The 15197-nt window shown below is 66.0% G+C and carries 15 protein-coding genes; 11 read left to right on the forward strand and 4 right to left on the reverse strand.

Annotation, left to right across the window (positions count from 1 at the left end; all coding sequences use genetic code 11):
* Both GLR48_RS17365 and GLR48_RS17370 read right to left on the reverse strand, forming a co-directional pair.
* Positions 1-504 (reverse strand): PaaI family thioesterase, encoded by a 504-nt coding sequence (locus GLR48_RS17365; RefSeq protein WP_237063252.1) that lies wholly within the window; start codon positions 502-504, stop codon positions 1-3.
* Positions 501-977: a PaaI family thioesterase gene (locus GLR48_RS17370; protein WP_237063253.1), complete on the reverse strand. Its 477-nt coding sequence runs from the start codon at positions 975-977 to the stop codon at positions 501-503. Before GLR48_RS17370 ends, GLR48_RS17365 begins: the two co-directional genes overlap by 4 nt.
* A 96-nt stretch (positions 978-1073) precedes the next feature.
* On the opposite strand from GLR48_RS17370, the gene GLR48_RS17375 reads away from it, so the two are divergent.
* The 9 genes from GLR48_RS17375 to GLR48_RS17415 all read left to right on the forward strand — a co-directional run bounded on the left by GLR48_RS17375 (position 1074) and on the right by GLR48_RS17415 (position 10106).
* Positions 1074-2207 (forward strand): putative manganese transporter, encoded by a 1134-nt coding sequence (locus GLR48_RS17375; protein WP_237063254.1) that lies wholly within the window; start codon positions 1074-1076, stop codon positions 2205-2207.
* Between the two features lie 52 nt (positions 2208-2259).
* Positions 2260-2628 carry a MerR family transcriptional regulator gene (locus GLR48_RS17380; RefSeq protein ID WP_237063255.1) on the forward strand — a complete coding sequence of 123 codons (369 nt, stop codon included), beginning with the start codon at positions 2260-2262 and terminating at the stop codon, positions 2626-2628.
* Positions 2629-2788: 160 nt separating this feature from the next.
* A complete protein-coding gene (locus GLR48_RS17385) occupies positions 2789-3190 on the forward strand; it encodes a MerR family transcriptional regulator (protein ID WP_237063257.1) in 402 nt (133 codons plus the stop codon).
* 34 nt (positions 3191-3224) lie between these two features.
* Complete coding sequence (locus GLR48_RS17390; RefSeq protein WP_237063258.1) at positions 3225-5000, forward strand: acyl-CoA dehydrogenase C-terminal domain-containing protein; 1776 nt, start codon at positions 3225-3227, stop codon at positions 4998-5000.
* Between the two features lie 54 nt (positions 5001-5054).
* Complete coding sequence (locus tag GLR48_RS17395) at positions 5055-5267, forward strand: hypothetical protein (RefSeq protein WP_237063260.1); 213 nt, start codon at positions 5055-5057, stop codon at positions 5265-5267.
* A gap of 297 nt (positions 5268-5564) precedes the next feature.
* The gene (locus GLR48_RS17400) at positions 5565-6197 is read left to right on the forward strand and encodes a glutathione S-transferase family protein (RefSeq protein WP_237063263.1); all 633 of its coding nucleotides are present in this window, start codon (positions 5565-5567) and stop codon (positions 6195-6197) included.
* An 11-nt stretch (positions 6198-6208) separates the two neighbouring features.
* The gene (locus tag GLR48_RS17405; RefSeq protein ID WP_237063265.1) at positions 6209-7420 is read left to right on the forward strand and encodes an acetyl-CoA C-acetyltransferase; all 1212 of its coding nucleotides are present in this window, start codon (positions 6209-6211) and stop codon (positions 7418-7420) included.
* 5 nt (positions 7421-7425) lie between these two features.
* Positions 7426-7905 carry a hypothetical protein gene (locus tag GLR48_RS17410; protein ID WP_237063267.1) on the forward strand — a complete coding sequence of 160 codons (480 nt, stop codon included), beginning with the start codon at positions 7426-7428 and terminating at the stop codon, positions 7903-7905.
* Complete coding sequence (locus GLR48_RS17415) at positions 7902-10106, forward strand: 3-hydroxyacyl-CoA dehydrogenase NAD-binding domain-containing protein (RefSeq protein WP_237063269.1); 2205 nt, start codon at positions 7902-7904, stop codon at positions 10104-10106. The genes GLR48_RS17410 and GLR48_RS17415 overlap by 4 nt, the downstream gene beginning before the upstream one ends.
* A 134-nt stretch (positions 10107-10240) precedes the next feature.
* On the opposite strand, the gene GLR48_RS17420 is transcribed toward GLR48_RS17415, so the two are convergent.
* Positions 10241-10894: a sulfotransferase family 2 domain-containing protein gene (locus tag GLR48_RS17420; RefSeq protein ID WP_237063271.1), complete on the reverse strand. Its 654-nt coding sequence runs from the start codon at positions 10892-10894 to the stop codon at positions 10241-10243.
* Between the two features lie 105 nt (positions 10895-10999).
* On the opposite strand from GLR48_RS17420, the gene GLR48_RS17425 reads away from it, so the two are divergent.
* Together GLR48_RS17425 and GLR48_RS17430 are read left to right on the forward strand one after the other, a co-directional pair.
* On the forward strand, positions 11000-12625 hold the full coding sequence (locus tag GLR48_RS17425; RefSeq protein ID WP_237063273.1) for an AMP-binding protein: 1626 nt from the start codon (positions 11000-11002) through the stop codon (positions 12623-12625).
* A gap of 50 nt (positions 12626-12675) precedes the next feature.
* Positions 12676-13692: a hypothetical protein gene (locus tag GLR48_RS17430; RefSeq protein ID WP_237063275.1), complete on the forward strand. Its 1017-nt coding sequence runs from the start codon at positions 12676-12678 to the stop codon at positions 13690-13692.
* Between the two features lie 40 nt (positions 13693-13732).
* On the opposite strand, the gene GLR48_RS17435 is transcribed toward GLR48_RS17430, so the two are convergent.
* Entirely contained in the window at positions 13733-15121 is a 1389-nt protein-coding gene (locus GLR48_RS17435; protein WP_237063277.1) for an SPOR domain-containing protein, read from the reverse strand.
* Between the last annotated feature and the right edge of the window lie 76 nt (positions 15122-15197).

A 15197-nucleotide genomic window follows, 5' to 3' on the forward strand; every position in this document is an offset into this window, starting at 1 on the left:
TCAGTCCTCGCCGCGGACCGGCATCAGGAAATGCCCCGTGGCCTGCGCGAACAGCCGCGCGCGGTTGTCCTGCCAGGCCTCGACATGGACGCTCGCGTAGCGGCGGCCGGAGCGATTCACGCGGGCACGGGCGTAGGCGTCGCGCGGCAGGCCGGAGCGGAGGTAGTCGACGTTGAAGTCGATGGTCTTGGGCAGGCGGCGGGGGATCGCCTCGGCGCCCGATTCCATGTCTTCCCACAGCATCGCCCAGCTGAGTTCGATGATGGCCGCGACCTCCATGAAGGCGGCGGTGACGCCGCCGTGGAGCGCCGGGATCGCCGGGTTGCCGATCAGCATGTCGGCGAAGGGCAGCACGGCGGTCAGCTCGTCGCCGTGACGTTCGAACTGGATGCCGAGGAAGCGGATGTAGGGCACACCGTCGACGAGGCCCTGCAGGGTGGCGTCGCGGCGCTGCTTGACGACCTGCACGGGTTCCGGGCGGGCGCGTTTGGGCGGCATGCTCATGATGTGGCCTGCGGCTTGCGGGGACGCTCGACGGTAAAGGCACCGGTGGCGGAGGCGACCGGGCGGTCGGTGTCTTCGTCCAGTGCCACGGCGCGCACGAAGGCGACGGAGCGGGTGACGTGGTAGCAGGTGGCCTTTGCGGTGATGGTCTGGCCCGGGGTCGCGGGGCGCATGTAGTCGATGCGCAGGTCGATGGTGGCCGTGCCCAGCCCTGCGGCCGGGTGCACCATGACCGCGGCACCGCAGCAGGTGTCCATCAGCGCAGAGACGGCGCCGCCGTGGATCACGCCGGTGTCCGGATCGCCCACGAGGCGGGCGTCGTAGGGCATGGTGATTGTGGCCTCTCCATCCCCCACAGCGGTCATCTGCATGCCAAGCGCGCTGGCGTGGGGGATAATCGCGATGAATTGCGCCGCCACCTGCTTGCGGCGGTCGATCTGGGTGTCGGGGGGCATCTGGGGGCTGTCGGTCATGGGTGGGCCTTTTCAAGTCCGCGACAACTTCGCACTTGCGGCGATGCGCGCAACCCCTATGTTAAACTTGAGAATGGTTCGCAAGTAGTAATGCCAATGACCGCCACCACGACGATCACGCCCCCTGCCCGGCATGTTGGCCTGTTCAGGCCACGCCGCCTGGGCGTGGCGCTGGTGCTGCTGGCGCTGGCGGCGTTTCCGGGCGAGCTTGGTGCGCTGACGCGGGGGCTGATGACGGATGCCTTCACGCAGGTCTCGGGCTTTGTCGCGGCGACGCTGATCCTGTTCTACGGGGCCGAGCGGGTCTTCCGGTTCAACATCGGCACGGCGTTGCAAAACGCGCGCGGCTGGCAGGTGCCGCTGGCCGCCCTGCTGGGGGCGACGCCCGGCTGCGGGGGGGCCGTGGTCGTCGTGGCGGCCTATAGCTCTGGGCATGTGGGGTTCGGCGCTGTCGTGGCGACATTGACGGCGACGATGGGCGATGCGGCGTTCCTGCTGATCGCGACGCGACCCGATGCGGCGCTGGTGGTGCTGCCGCTGTCTTTTGCCGTGGGTATCCTGAGCGGCTGGATCGTCGATGCCCTGCCGGGCGCGCCGGAACCGGGGGCGCGTGGGGGGTCCTGCGAACTGGCCCCGCTGATCGGGCGGACGCGAGCCAAGGACGTGGGTTTTGCCTGTTTCGCCCTGCCAGGTCTGGTCATCGGGATCACGCAGCTGACCGGCGCCGACGTGGCCGCGGTCTATGGCCCGGTCTTGCCCATCGTGGGTCTGGGCGGCACGGCGGCGGGGCTTTTCGTCTGGGTCACCTCGCGCCTGCAGGCGATGACCAACACCGCCGACAGTCCTGTGACGCGGATGGCGGAGGAGACGGCCTTCATCTCGGTCTGGGTGATCGGCGCCTACCTTGCCTATGATTATATCGTGGCCTTCGGCAGTTTCGATCTGGAGGCGCTTTTCGGGTCGGTCGCGCCGCTGTTGCCGCTGATGGGCGTGCTGGTCGGGCTGGTGCCGGGCTGCGGGCCGCAGGTGCTGGTCACGACGCTGTATGCGGGCGGGCTGATCCCCTTTGCGGCGCTGATGGGCAACGCGATTTCCAACGATGGCGACGCGCTGTTCCCGGCGATCGCACTGGACCCGCGGGCGGCGGTGCGGGCGACGCTTTATTCCTCGGTCCCGGCGATCATTCTGGCCTACGGGTTCCACTGGCTAGCCCCCGGTTTCATGAACTGACCGTTTGCGCCCGGGGGGGCGCGGCGCTACGTTCACGTCAAGGAGGAGCCCGATGCCCGAGAGCCGTCTGTCGTTCAAGGAGATGTGCGCGCGTTACGACGTGACGCCGCGCACCCTGCGCTATTACGAATACATCGAGCTTCTGACGCCCGACCGCGAAGGACGGGCGCGGCTCTATGGCGCGCGCGAACAGGCGCGCATGACGCTGATCATGCGCGGGCGACGCTTCGGTTTCGCGCTGGAGGACATCCGCCAATGGCTGCTGATCTACGAAAAGGAAGGCACGCGGGCGCAAATGCAGACCTGGATCACGCTGGCCGACCGGCAGATGCTGGAACTGGCCGAACAGCGCCGCCAGCTGGACGAGACGATGGCAGAGCTGCAACGCCTGCGGGATGAAACCGCCGCCTCGCTCGGCTGACGCCGGGTCATAAAATTGCGCTGACGCTGCGGAAACTTACGTGACCTGTCGTCACCGTTTTTCTGACGTCACGTCATGTTTACGTTAACGTCAACATTCATTGTAAGGTCTGACGCAAGAGACGATCTGACGGGTCCAACCGCCAGACGTGGAGACAATGATGCCGACCGAAACCCTGAACATCCGCCAGATGTGCGACGCCTTCGACGTGACCCCCCGGACCCTCCGGTTCTACGAGGCCAAGGAGCTTTTGTTCCCGGTCCGCGAGGGGCAGCGCCGCCTGTTCACCCGGTCCGACCGGGCACGGCTGAAACTGATCCTGCGCGGCAAGCGCTTCGGCTTCAGCCTCGAAGAGATCAGGCAGCTGCTGGACCTTTACGCCATGGGGGACGGTCAGCTGACCCAGCTGAGCCAGACCTACACGCTGGCCGAGAAGCATCTGGCCGACATGGAAGCGCAGCGCGCCGAACTGGACGAGGCGATCACGGAACTGAAGGCCCAGATGCAATGGGGCGCAGACAAGTTGAAAGAGATTTCGGGTCAGGCCAGCAGCGCCGCCTGAACAGACAGACACCGACACGAGGGAGAGACACGAGATGCCAAGCTATACCGCACCGCTCAAGGATTATCAGTTCGTCCTGCACGACCTGCTGCGCGTGTCCGAACAGGACATTCCCGGCTATGGCGATCTGGACCGCGACTTTACCGCCGCGGTGCTGGAGGAGGTGGGCAAGCTGTCGTCCAACGTGCTGCAACCGCTGAATGCGGTGGGTGACACCGAAGGCTGCCATCTGGAAAACGGCGTGGTGCGCACACCCACCGGGTTCAAGGCGGCCTTCGATCAGGTACGCGAGGGCGGCTGGACAGCCCTTGACGCGGAGGAAAAATACGGTGGCCAGGGCCTGCCTTACGTCATGCACACGGCCGCGAACGAGCCGATGGTCAGCGCCAACATGGCCTTCAACATGTACCAGGGTCTGACCCATGGCGCCTATTCCGCGATCCTCGCCCACGGGTCTGAGGCGCAGAAGGACATGTTCCTGCCCAAGCTCGCGTCGTGCGAATGGACCGGCACGATGAACCTGACAGAGCCGCATTGCGGCACCGATCTGGGTCTGATGCGCACGAAGGCCGTGCCGCAGGACGACGGCAGCTACAAGGTGACGGGGCAGAAGATCTTTATCTCAGCTGGCGACCACGACATGGCCGACAACATCATCCACCTCGTGCTGGCTAAGATCCCCGGCGGGCCGGACGGTATCAAAGGCGTGTCGCTGTTCATCGTGCCGAAGTTCATCGTCAAGGACGACGGGTCGCTGGGCGATCGCAACGGCGTCTCGGTCGGCAAGATCGAGGAGAAGATGGGCATCCACGGCAATTCGACCTGCGTGATGAACTATGACGCAGCCACGGGCTATCTGATCGGCGAAGAGCACAAGGGCATGCGCGCCATGTTCGTCATGATGAACGAGGCGCGCCTGGGCGTCGGCCTGCAAGGCTATGCGCAATCCGTCGTGGCCTACGAGAACGCCGTGGCCTATGCCAATGACCGCCTGCAGGGCCGTGCCGTGACCGGCGTGCAGAACCCCGACGGCCCCGCCGACCCGCTGATCGTGCACCCCGATATCCGCCGCAACCTGATGGACCAGAAGTCCTTCAACGAAGGGGCGCGGGCCTTCACCTTCTGGGGCGCCAGCCTGCTGGACCGCGCCCACAAGACCGGCGATGCGCAGGCCGAAGGTCTGGTGTCGCTGATGACGCCGGTCATCAAGGGCTTCCTGACCGACAAGGGTTTTGAGTATGCCGTCGCCGCCCAGCAGGTCTACGGCGGGCATGGCTACATCGAGGAATGGGGCATGTCCCAGTTCGCCCGCGACGCCCGGATCGCCATGATCTACGAAGGCGCCAACGGTGTGCAGGCGCTTGACCTCGTGGGCCGCAAGCTGGCCATCGACGGCGGCAAGCACCTGATGGGCTTCTTCGACATGATCAAGACCTTCATCAAGGAAAACGATGGCGATGCTGCGCTGAAAAAGGATTTCCTCGACCCGCTGAAGGCGGCGAGCAAGGACATGCAGGCGGCGGCGATGTATTTCATGGGGTCGATGAAGAACCCGAACAACGCGCTGTCGGGATCCTACGACTTCATGCACCTGATGGGCCACGTCTGCCTGGGCTACATGTGGGCGCGCAGTGCCAAGGCGGCGATGGACGCGCTGGAGGGTGGTGCCAGCGATACGGCCTTCTACGAGACCAAGATCGCCACGGGACGCTACTACATGGCCCGGCAATTGCCCGCGACGGCGCTGCATCTGGCGCGCATCAACACGGGTGCCGACACGGTCATGGCGCTGGAGGCCGCGCATTTTTGAGGTGGCGGCGGGCTGCGCCCCGCCCTACCCTGCCGCCTCAAGGAGGACCGTCCCATGCCCAAACGCCTGCGCCTGACTCGCCGCTTTCCGGTCGCCATGACCGAGGACGGCTACCGCCGATTGAAGAAATTCGCACGGGATGCGGGGCTGGACGAAGGCGAGGCGCTGTCGTTCCTGTTCGAGAACTTCGACAGCATCCTCGACGAGGATACGTTCGGTCACCGACTGCGGTTGTTCAACGCGGAGCTGGAGGCGCGCAAGAAGTGAAGGCTGCGGCCGCGGAGACGGCAGAAGCCTCCGGCGGGAGTATTTGAAAAAAAAGCGAGGACGGGGGATGAGGCCCGATCCGCCGAGAGTTCCCAAACGTCGTAGGAAGAGGCGCAGCACTGCGAACCGGGTCCTCGCTTTTTACGGTCATCGGCTCTCCAGCCTGTACCGCAAGACGCGGCTGGCACGGCAAGGTTAACAGTTGATTTAAGAGCGCGGGACTTGTCCTCGCTTTTTCCAAAAACACTCAAAGAGCAGCACACCCACCGGGGGCTGCATCACAAGAGGAGGCACGACATGACGATCAAGCTTCATTGCTTCGGCGAAAGCGGCAACGCCTACAAGGCGGCGCTGACGATGACCCTTGCGGGGGTGGAATGGGAGCCGGTCTTCGTCGATTTTTTCAAGGGTGCCACCCGGACCCCGGAATTTCGCGCCCTCAACGTGATGGGCGAGGTGCCGGTCATGGTCGATGGCGATCTGGTGATCACCCAGTCGGCGGTGATTCAGGACTACATTACATCAAAGACCAGCAAGCTTGGCGGCAAGAGTGCCGATCAGCGGCGCGAGGTGCTGCGCTGGATGTTCTTCGACAACCACAAGGTCAGCGGCGTCGCGGGTCCCCTGCGCTTCAACACGAACTTTCTGCCAGAGGACAAGCGCAGCGCGGAGGTCAACGACTTCATGCTGATGCGTCTGACGTCCGCCTTGAAGGTGATGGACACGCATCTGGCGGACCGCGCGTGGCTGGCGACCGAGGAACTGACCATCGCCGATATCGCCTGCTGCGGTTACCTGTTCTATACCGAACCCTTCGGGTTCGACCGCACCGCATTTCCCAATGTCGACGCCTGGCTGGACCGCATCGCGGCCACGCCCGGCTGGAAACACCCCTATGATCTGATGCAGCGCGCGCTGCCTGCCGCCTGAAGGAGACCACAATGACAGACGCCTATATCTTTGACGCCGTGCGCACGCCCCGTGGCAAGGGCCGCGCCGATGGGTCCCTGCACGAAGTCACCAGCGCCCGGCTGTCCGCCGGCGTGCTGAACGCGCTGAAGGAACGCAACAATCTGGAAGGCCACGCCGTCGAGGACGTGATCTGGGGCAACGTGACACAGGTGGGCGAACAGGGCGGCTGCCTGGCGCGGACCGCCGTGCTGGCCTCGGACCTCGACCAGTCGATCCCGGGGCTGGCGATCAACCGGTTCTGTGCGTCGGGCATGGAAGCGGTCAATCTGGCCGCCAACCAGATCCGTGGCGGGGCCGGTCAGGCCTATGTCGCGGGCGGAGTGGAGATGATGGGCCGGGTTGCCATGGGCAGCGACGGGGCGGCGATCGCCGTCGATCCCTCGATTGCCATGGACACCTATTTCGTGCCGCAGGGTATTTCGGCTGACATCATCGCCACCGAATACGGGTTTTCGCGCGATGACGCCGATGCGCTGGCGGTGGAATCCCAGCGCCGGGCCAAGGCGGCTTGGGACGACCGGCGGTTCGACCGGTCGATCGTGACGGTGCGTGACATGAATGGTCTGCCGATACTGGATCACGACGAATACATGCGCCCCGGCACCGACATGCAATCGCTTGGCGCGCTGAAGGCGTCCTTCAAGGATATGGGCGAGACGATGCCCGGTTTCGACAAGGTCGCCCTGATGAAATATCCGCATCTGGAGCGGATCAACCACATCCACCACGCGGGCAATTCGTCGGGCATCGTGGACGGGTCCGCCGGTGTGCTGATCGGGTCCAAGGCCTGGGGCGAGGCCATGGGCCTCAAGCCGCGCGCGGTGATCCGGGCCACGGCCAAGATCGGCACCGATCCCACGATCATGCTGACCGGACCTGTGCCTGTGACCGAGAAGATTCTGGCCGACAGCGGCATGAGCATTTCGGATATCGATCTGTTCGAGGTGAACGAGGCATTTGCATCGGTCGTTCTGCGTTTCATGCAGCGCTTCGATGTCGATCCGTCGGTCGTCAACGTGAACGGCGGGTCCATCGCCATGGGCCACCCGCTGGGCGCGACAGGTGCGATCATCATCGGCACCCTGCTGGACGAGCTGGAACGGACGGGCAAGTCCACCGGCCTTGCCACGCTGTGCATCGCATCCGGCATGGGGGCGGCCACCATCATCGAGCGGGTCTGACGGTTATGGACGCCAAGGCTGCCCATACCGTCTTTCAGGATTGGCTTGACCGGGTCGCCGCCTATGTCGTCGCGAACGATTACGACAATTGGCGCACCACGATGTCCTGTCCGGTCGTGGTCAACAGCGCGGCCGGCCCGTCGGAAATGGGCACCGAGGACCAGTTGCGCGAAAAGTTCGAGCAGTGGCGGTTGCAGATCAACGTGCAGCGGGTCTCCGATCTGATCCGGATTGCGCATGATGTGCAGGCCATATCTGAGGATCACATCGAGGGCGCCTATACCATGGATGTCCTGAGCAACGGTCAAAGGGTGATGCCGCGGTTCATCTCCGCCGCGACTCTTCGGTATCAGGATAGGCATTGGCGGGCCACGGAACTGAACAGCGGGCTGGCGGTCAAGCATCGCCATTTGATCCATACATCGGCGCCGGACGACGACACGACCGTCGCGCCACCACCAACAGCGGAAGGGAACACCCCATGACCGATTTCACCATGACCACCGACGCCGACGGCGTTGCCGTCATCACCTGGGACACTGTCGGCAAATCCATGAACGTCATGAGCCAGCAGGGCTTTGCCGATCTGGACGCGCTGGTGGGGCAGGCGCTGAGGGATGACGCCGTGAAGGGCATCGTCATCACCTCCGGCAAGGAAGGATCGTTCGCCGGGGGCATGGACCTGAACATCATCGCCCGGATGCGCGACGAGAGTGACGATCCCGCCCAGGGCATCTTTGACGGCGTGATGCAGATGCACGGCGTGCTGCGCCGGATCGAGCGGGCGGGCATGGACCCCAAGACCCTGAAGGGCGGCAAGCCGATCGCCGCAGCCCTGCCCGGCACGGCGCTGGGGATCGGGCTGGAAATCCCGCTGGCCTGTCACCGCATCTTTGCCGCGGACAATCCCAAGGCCAAGATCGGCCTGCCGGAGATCATGGTGGGGATTTTCCCCGGTGCCGGTGGCACGACGCGGATTTCGCGCAAACTGGGCGCGATGGCGGCCTCGCCGCTGCTGCTGCAGGGCAAGATGAACGATCCCAAGGCCGCGATGCGGGCGGGGATCGTGGACGAGGTCGTGGCCCCCGAAGAGTTGCTGTCAGCTGCCAAGGCCTGGGTGCTGTCTGCCAAGGACGCGGATATCGTGAAGCCGTGGGACCAGAAAGGCTACAAGATGCCGGGCGGTGCGCCCTATCATCCGGCGGGATTCATGACCTTCGTCGGTGCCTCTGCGATGGTGAATGGCAATACGATGGGTGTCTATCCGGCGGCCAAGGCGTTGCTGTCGGCGGTTTATGAGGGTGCCTTGGTGCCCTTCGATACGGCGCTGAAGATCGAGGCGCGGTGGTTTACCTCGGTGCTGCTGAACCCGTCGTCGTCGGCGATGATCCGCAGCCTGTTCATCAACAAGGAAGCGCTGGAAAAGGGTGCCAACCGCCCCGACGTGGCCGACCAGCGAGTCAGCCGGGTCGGCGTGATCGGTGCTGGCATGATGGGGGCCGGCATCGCGCTGGTCTCGGCCCTCGCAGGGATCAAGGTCGTGCTGATCGACGCCAAGCAGGAGGCCGCCGACAAGGGCAAGTCCTATACCGCCGCCTACATGGACAAGGGGATTTCGCGCAAGAAGGCCACGGCAGAGAAGAAGGAACAGGTGCTGGAGCTGATCACGGCCACGACCGATTATGCCGCGCTGAAGGATTGCGATCTGATCGTCGAGGCCGTGTTCGAGGACATGGGCGTGAAGGCCGACGTGACGGCAAAAGTGCAGGCCGTCACCGGGCCCGATTGCATCTTTGCCACCAATACCTCGACCCTGCCGATTACGGAGCTGGCGCAGGCGAGCAATGATCCGGAAAGGTTCATCGGTATCCACTTCTTTTCCCCCGTCGACAAGATGAACCTGGTCGAGATCATCCGGGGCAAGCAAACCGGCGACGTGGCCGTGGCCAAGGCGCTGGATTTCGTGCGGCAGATCCGCAAGACGCCGATCGTGGTGAACGATGCGCGGTTTTTTTACGCGAACCGCTGCATCATCCCCTACATCAACGAAGGCATCCGCATGGTGAAGGAGGGGGTCGCCCCCGCCCTGATCGAGAATGCGGCCAAGCTGGTCGGCATGCCGCTGGGACCGCTACAGCTGGTGGACGAGACCAGCATCGACCTGGGCGTGAAGATCGCCAAGGCGACGAAGGCCGCGATGGGCGATGCCTATCCGGACGGTGAAGTGGACGAGGTGCTGTTCTGGATGGCCGACAAGGGCCGGATGGGCCGCAAGTCGAAGTCGGGCTTTTATGCCTACGACGACGCGGGCAAGCGGCAGGGGCTGTGGACAGAGCTGGGCGACAAGTACCCGGTCGCGGACGCGCAGCCTGACCTTGTGACGGTGCAGCATCGCCTGTTGTTCGCGCAGGTGCTGGAAGCGGTGCGCGCGCTAGAGGACGGTGTGCTGACCGATATCCGCGAGGGCGACGTGGGTGCGATCCTTGGCTGGGGCTTTGCGCCGTGGTCCGGCGGGCCGTTCAGCTGGCTTGACATCATCGGCAGCCCCTATGCGGCAGAGCGGTGCGACCAGTTGGCGGAACGGTTCGGCGACCGCTTTGCCTGCCCCGACCTGCTGCGCGAGATGGCAGACAAGGGGCAGTCATTCTATGGGCGATTCGGGCCTGCCGCTGAACGCGCGGCCTGAGGGATTGCGCCGCCTGCGGGCGGCGCGACGACAGGGGGGGCTTTGCCCCCCTCTTGGCCTGACGGCCAATTCACCCCCCAAAGTATTTTTGACCAGAAGAAGCCGGGACCGTGGCGGTCGCCGTATTGTGGCGATCAGGCCGCCGGGTCCGGATCGAACGTATAGCGTGAGCGGGCGATGTCGGCAGCGCAGGCCCTGGCGATCAAGGCCGCATCGGCGTCCGTGTAATAGGGGCGCCAGTCGCGGTTGCGTTGACTGGCGTTGGCCTGCGGCAACACAAAGCGAAAGCCGAGGTGGGCGAAAACGGGGGTCAAGTCCGTCGACGCCCGTTCGAGGCGGATGAAGTCGGTCGCCCGGATCTGGCCGTCTGTGTCGGTGACATAGGCGGCGTAGGGGTGGGCGGTCAGGCTGGCAACGGTCTGCGGGTGGTTGATGAAGGCGCTGAAGGTCGTGTCCTTTGCGAGCGTGACGGCGGGATGGGCGAAGCCTTGCACCCGCAGCCAGTGGTAGTAGCTGACCATCCGGTCCCAAGGGTTGCGCACGAGGGTGAAGATGCGCCAGCCGGTCATGTCGCAGACCCCCTCCACATCGCGCAGGCGGCTGTGTTTCCACAGCCGGCCCGGCGCCTGCAGCGTCGCGAGCCGCGCGCGGCGGCGCTGCGCCTTGGGCGTGTCGCCGATCAGGATGTCGTCTTTCATCGCCCGCGCCTCGAGTGCCAGCGCCATGGCGGTGCCGCCGGTCTTGGGGATGTGCACGAAGGCGTAGCGGCGGCCCGGTGACAGGATCATGAGGCGTGGCCGAGAGGGTGCTTTGCCATGAGGTTCCCATTGATCTGTCCGTGGCGCTGCCGCACTCTGGCCCGGACGAGGATCAAGGTGAAGGGGTGCCGGCACATGGGCTGGATGAACGACGAGAGCGGGCTGGACCGGGGGCCCGCGAATTTTGCGCCGCTGACGCCCCTGTCGCATCTGCGGCGCGCGGCGGATGTCTTTGCCGACCGGCCGGCTCTGGCCTACGGCGACACGGTCTGGACCTATGCCGAATACCATGCGCGCGTCAGCCGGCTGGCGGGCGCGCTGGCGGATCTGGGTGTGGCGCCGGGCGATGTCGTGGCCACGCTGCTGCCCAACGTGCCGGCGCAGTCGGAGGCGACCTTTGCGGTGCCGGCCTGTGCAGGTGTGCTGAACACGATCAACACGCGGCTGGATGCGGATACGGTCGCCTATATCCTGGATCACGGTGCTGCACGGGTCGTGATCGTGGACAGCGCCAGTGTGCCGCTGGTCGAGGCGGCGATCGCCCTGATGGAGACCCCTGCCCCCATCGTGATCGAGGTGCCCGACATCGTCGCCGGCATTCCCGCCACCGGGCGACACAGGCTGTACGAGGATCTGGTGGCGCAAGGTGATCCGGCCTTTGACTGGGTCATGCCGCAGGATGAGTGGGAAAGCCTTGCGCTGAATTATACCTCTGGCACGACCGGGCGGCCCAAGGGCGTCGTCTATCACCACCGGGGCGCGTATCTGGCAACGGTGGGCAACCAGATCGCCTGGCGTATGACGTTATTTCCGGTGATGCTGCAGATCGTGCCGTTGTTTCATTGCAACAACTGGACCCACACCTGGATGATGCCGCTGCTGGGGGGCACTGCCGTCTGCTGCCGCGACATCACCGCCGCCGCGATCTATGCGGCGATTGCGGATCATGGGGTGACGCATTTCGGCGGCGCGCCCATCGTGCTGAACCTGATCGTGAACGCACACGAGGCCGACCGCCGCGCCTTCGACCACACGGTCGAGGTGTTCACCGCAGGCGCGCCGCCCGCCGCAGCGCTGCTGGCCGCCGTGTCAAAACTGGGGTTCAACATCACGCAGGTCTACGGGCTGACCGAAACCTACGGACCCGCGACCGAATGCATCTGGAACACCGCTTGGGACGCGTTGCCGGAGGATGACCGCGCCGCGATCAAGGCGCGGCAGGGCGTGCTGATGCCGATGATGGACGATATCGTCGTGATGGACCCTGCGATGCGCCCCGTGCCCCGCGACGGCGAGACGCAGGGCGAGATCATGATGCGCGGCAATGCGGTGATGAAAGGCTATTACCGCAACCCCGAGGCCACGCAGAAGGCCTTTGCGGGGGGCTATTTCCACACCGAGGATCTGGGGGTGCAGCACGGCGACGGCTATATCCAGATCACCGACCGGTCGAAGGACATCATCATCTCTGGTGGCGAGAACATCTCCTCGATCGAGGTGGAGAGTGCGCTGATGCACCATGCGGCGGTGAGCCTGTGTGCGGTCGTGGCGATGCCGGATGACAAGTGGGGCGAGGTGCCCTGCGCCTTTGTCGAGCTGAAGGCGGGGCGTGAGGCGAGCGAGGCCGATCTGATCGCCCACACGCGCAGCCGTCTGGCGGGGTTCAAGTGCCCCAAGCGCGTGGTGTTCGGGGAATTGCCCAAGACCTCGACCGGGAAAATCCAGAAATTCGAATTGCGCAAGCGGGCCGCGACCCCCTAGGCGTTTGTCGGCGCGTGCCCTAGGGTGTGAAAAACCGGCAGACAGGCAGCATGACCGCACTTTCGCAATACGAACGACTGGAAAGCCTCGGGCTGTGGCGTGCCACGCGCACGGATCAGCGGCGCGAGGTCATCGTGTCCTTCGGCGATGCGACGCTGGTCGTCTCGGACAGCGCGGGGCGACCGCTGTCGCACTGGTCGCTGCCCGCCGTGGCACGGCTGAACCCGCAGGAGGTGCCCGCCCTATTCGCGCCCGACGCCGACGCGACCGAGACGCTGGAGATCGACGATCCCACGATGATCGCCGCCATCGACACGGTGCGCGGCAGTCTGATCAAGGCGGCGCAGCCCAAGCGGGGCCGGTTGCGGCAGATGCTGACGCTGGCGCTGCTGCTGGCCGTGATCGGCGGGACGTCCCTGTGGGGGCCGGATGCGCTGCGAAAGCAGACCGCCGCCAGCGTCAGTGACCTGCGCCGGGCCGAGATCGGGGCGACGGTGCTGGGCCACCTGCAGGCGCGCACCGGACCGGTTTGTCGCGGCCCGCGCGGGCGTGCAGCACTGCAGACGCTGACGACGCGGCTGTTCGGGCGGCAGGCGCCGGGGCAGATCGTGGTGCTGCCGGCGGCGCTGCCGGGGCCCTTCACCCTGCCCGGCGCGTTGACGGTGATCGACCGGTCGATGCTGGTGCGCTATGACGATCCGCTGATCGCGGCGGGCGACATCATTGCCGCGCGGGCGCGCGGCGATGATCCGCTGGACGATCTGCTGCGCTATGCGGGCTTGCCTGCGACGATCCAGTTGCTGACATCCGGCCGCCTTCCCGAGACGGCGCTGTCGGGGTATGCGGATTTCCTGCTTGCCTCTGGTCTGCGTCCGGTGTCGGAAACCGTGCTGTTGCGCGCCTTTGGGGCGGCCGATGTTTCTTCGGCGCCTTATGCGTCGTTGCGGTCGGCGCGGGATCAGAACGGGGCGACACTGATCACCTCTGATCCGATGCGGGGCAAGATGCCGGTGCCGGTGCTGACGGATGCGGAATGGATTCAGGTGCAGGCGATCTGCGATAGCTGAGGCAAGCGACGGGTCGTCGGACCCGCCGCCGGGGTGCCGGTCAGCTGCGCAGGAAGGCGTCCGAAAAGCCCATGCCGCGAACGATGCCCAAGGCATGGTTGAGGTCGCCGGACGACCGGAACGGACCGGCGGCAATCGTTTTCTGCCCGCCGGATCTGGCAGAGGCGACGGGCAGGCCCGCGGCCTGCAGGCGCGCGATCAGGCGCGCGGCGTTGGCCGGGTCGCCAAAGCTGCCGACCTGAACGTAGCGTTGGCCAGCGGCGGCGGCGGGGGCCAACACGGCGGCGGGGGCCCGCACGGCGGCGGGGGCGACCGACCTGCTGCTGACGTAAGGTGTCGCCTGTACGACCTGCTTGCCGCGCAGCGGGTTGATGCGGCCGTCGTCCCAGACGCGGGCATAGCCTGCCGGGGTCTGCACCGGGCCGCCGTAGGGTGCGTTCGAGGCGGGCACCGGTCCGGCACCGAAGAGCGGAGGGGCTGACCGGGCGGGGGTCGCCCGAGGCGCGACCGCCGCGGCGGGATAGCGCGCGGTGACCTCGGCGATGACCCTGTAGCCGCGCGACAGGCCATAGACCCGGCCCGAGGGTGATTCCGTCTGCGGGCCGCAGCGCACGGGGAACCGAGGATCCCAGATCAGGCCGGGTATGTTGCATCCCGGTGCGGCCTGCCCTGTCGCGGGTAAGGTGTAGGCCCCTGGTGCTGCTGCCGCGATCTGGACCGGGGCCTGCGTCGCGCAGGCGATGGGCGCACCGGTCGCCGCGTTGATCAGTGTCTGGCCGGTCTGAGCCTGGCGCGCACAGGCGGCGTCAAGGGTCAGGCGCAGCTGTGTCGGTGCCGTGACAGCCTGCGGTCCGGGTCCGCAGTCGATCGGCGCGCGGGTGCTGGCGCTGATGAACCCCGGCTGCACGCCAAAGCGGCCGGCGCAGGCCTGGGCATAGGTGATGCGGGGCGCGGGGGCGGCCTGTGGCGCGGGGACCGTGCGGGGGGCTGCGGCGGCCACGCGGGCCGGTTGCGGCGCAGGCACCCGGCGGACCTGCGGGGTCGCCATGGCCACGCGGGGAGGTGGCGCCACGGCTGCGGGCGCGGTGCGCGCAGGCAGCGTCACGCGAGGCGGCGTCGGCACGGGGGCCGGTGTCGGTGCAGACGTCGGCGCGGGGGCCGGCGCCTGCGCGGTGCGCGTGATCGTGGGCTGGAAGTTGCACAACTGGTTGCGGGCGCGGTCGACGCGCGGCACCCAGCTGACCATGCCGTCCATGCCGGCGCGCACGAAGGCGCAGCCCTTGGAGTCGACATACTGGCTGGCGTCATACCCGGCGGGCGGGAATTCTGCCGGCACCGCAGAGGTTTGCGCGGCGGCCGACGCCACCCCGAGGCCTGACGCCATCAGGGCCGCGGTTGCGATTGCACTGGCGAAACGTGTCGCAGACATAGACATCCCCACAATATATTGTGGCAACATCGCAAACAACGCATAGCAAGTAAAGCCAATCCTGCCCCGGTTTCGC

The sequence above is a fragment of the Loktanella sp. M215 genome (assembly GCF_021735925.1).
GTDB lineage: Bacteria > Pseudomonadota > Alphaproteobacteria > Rhodobacterales > Rhodobacteraceae > Loktanella.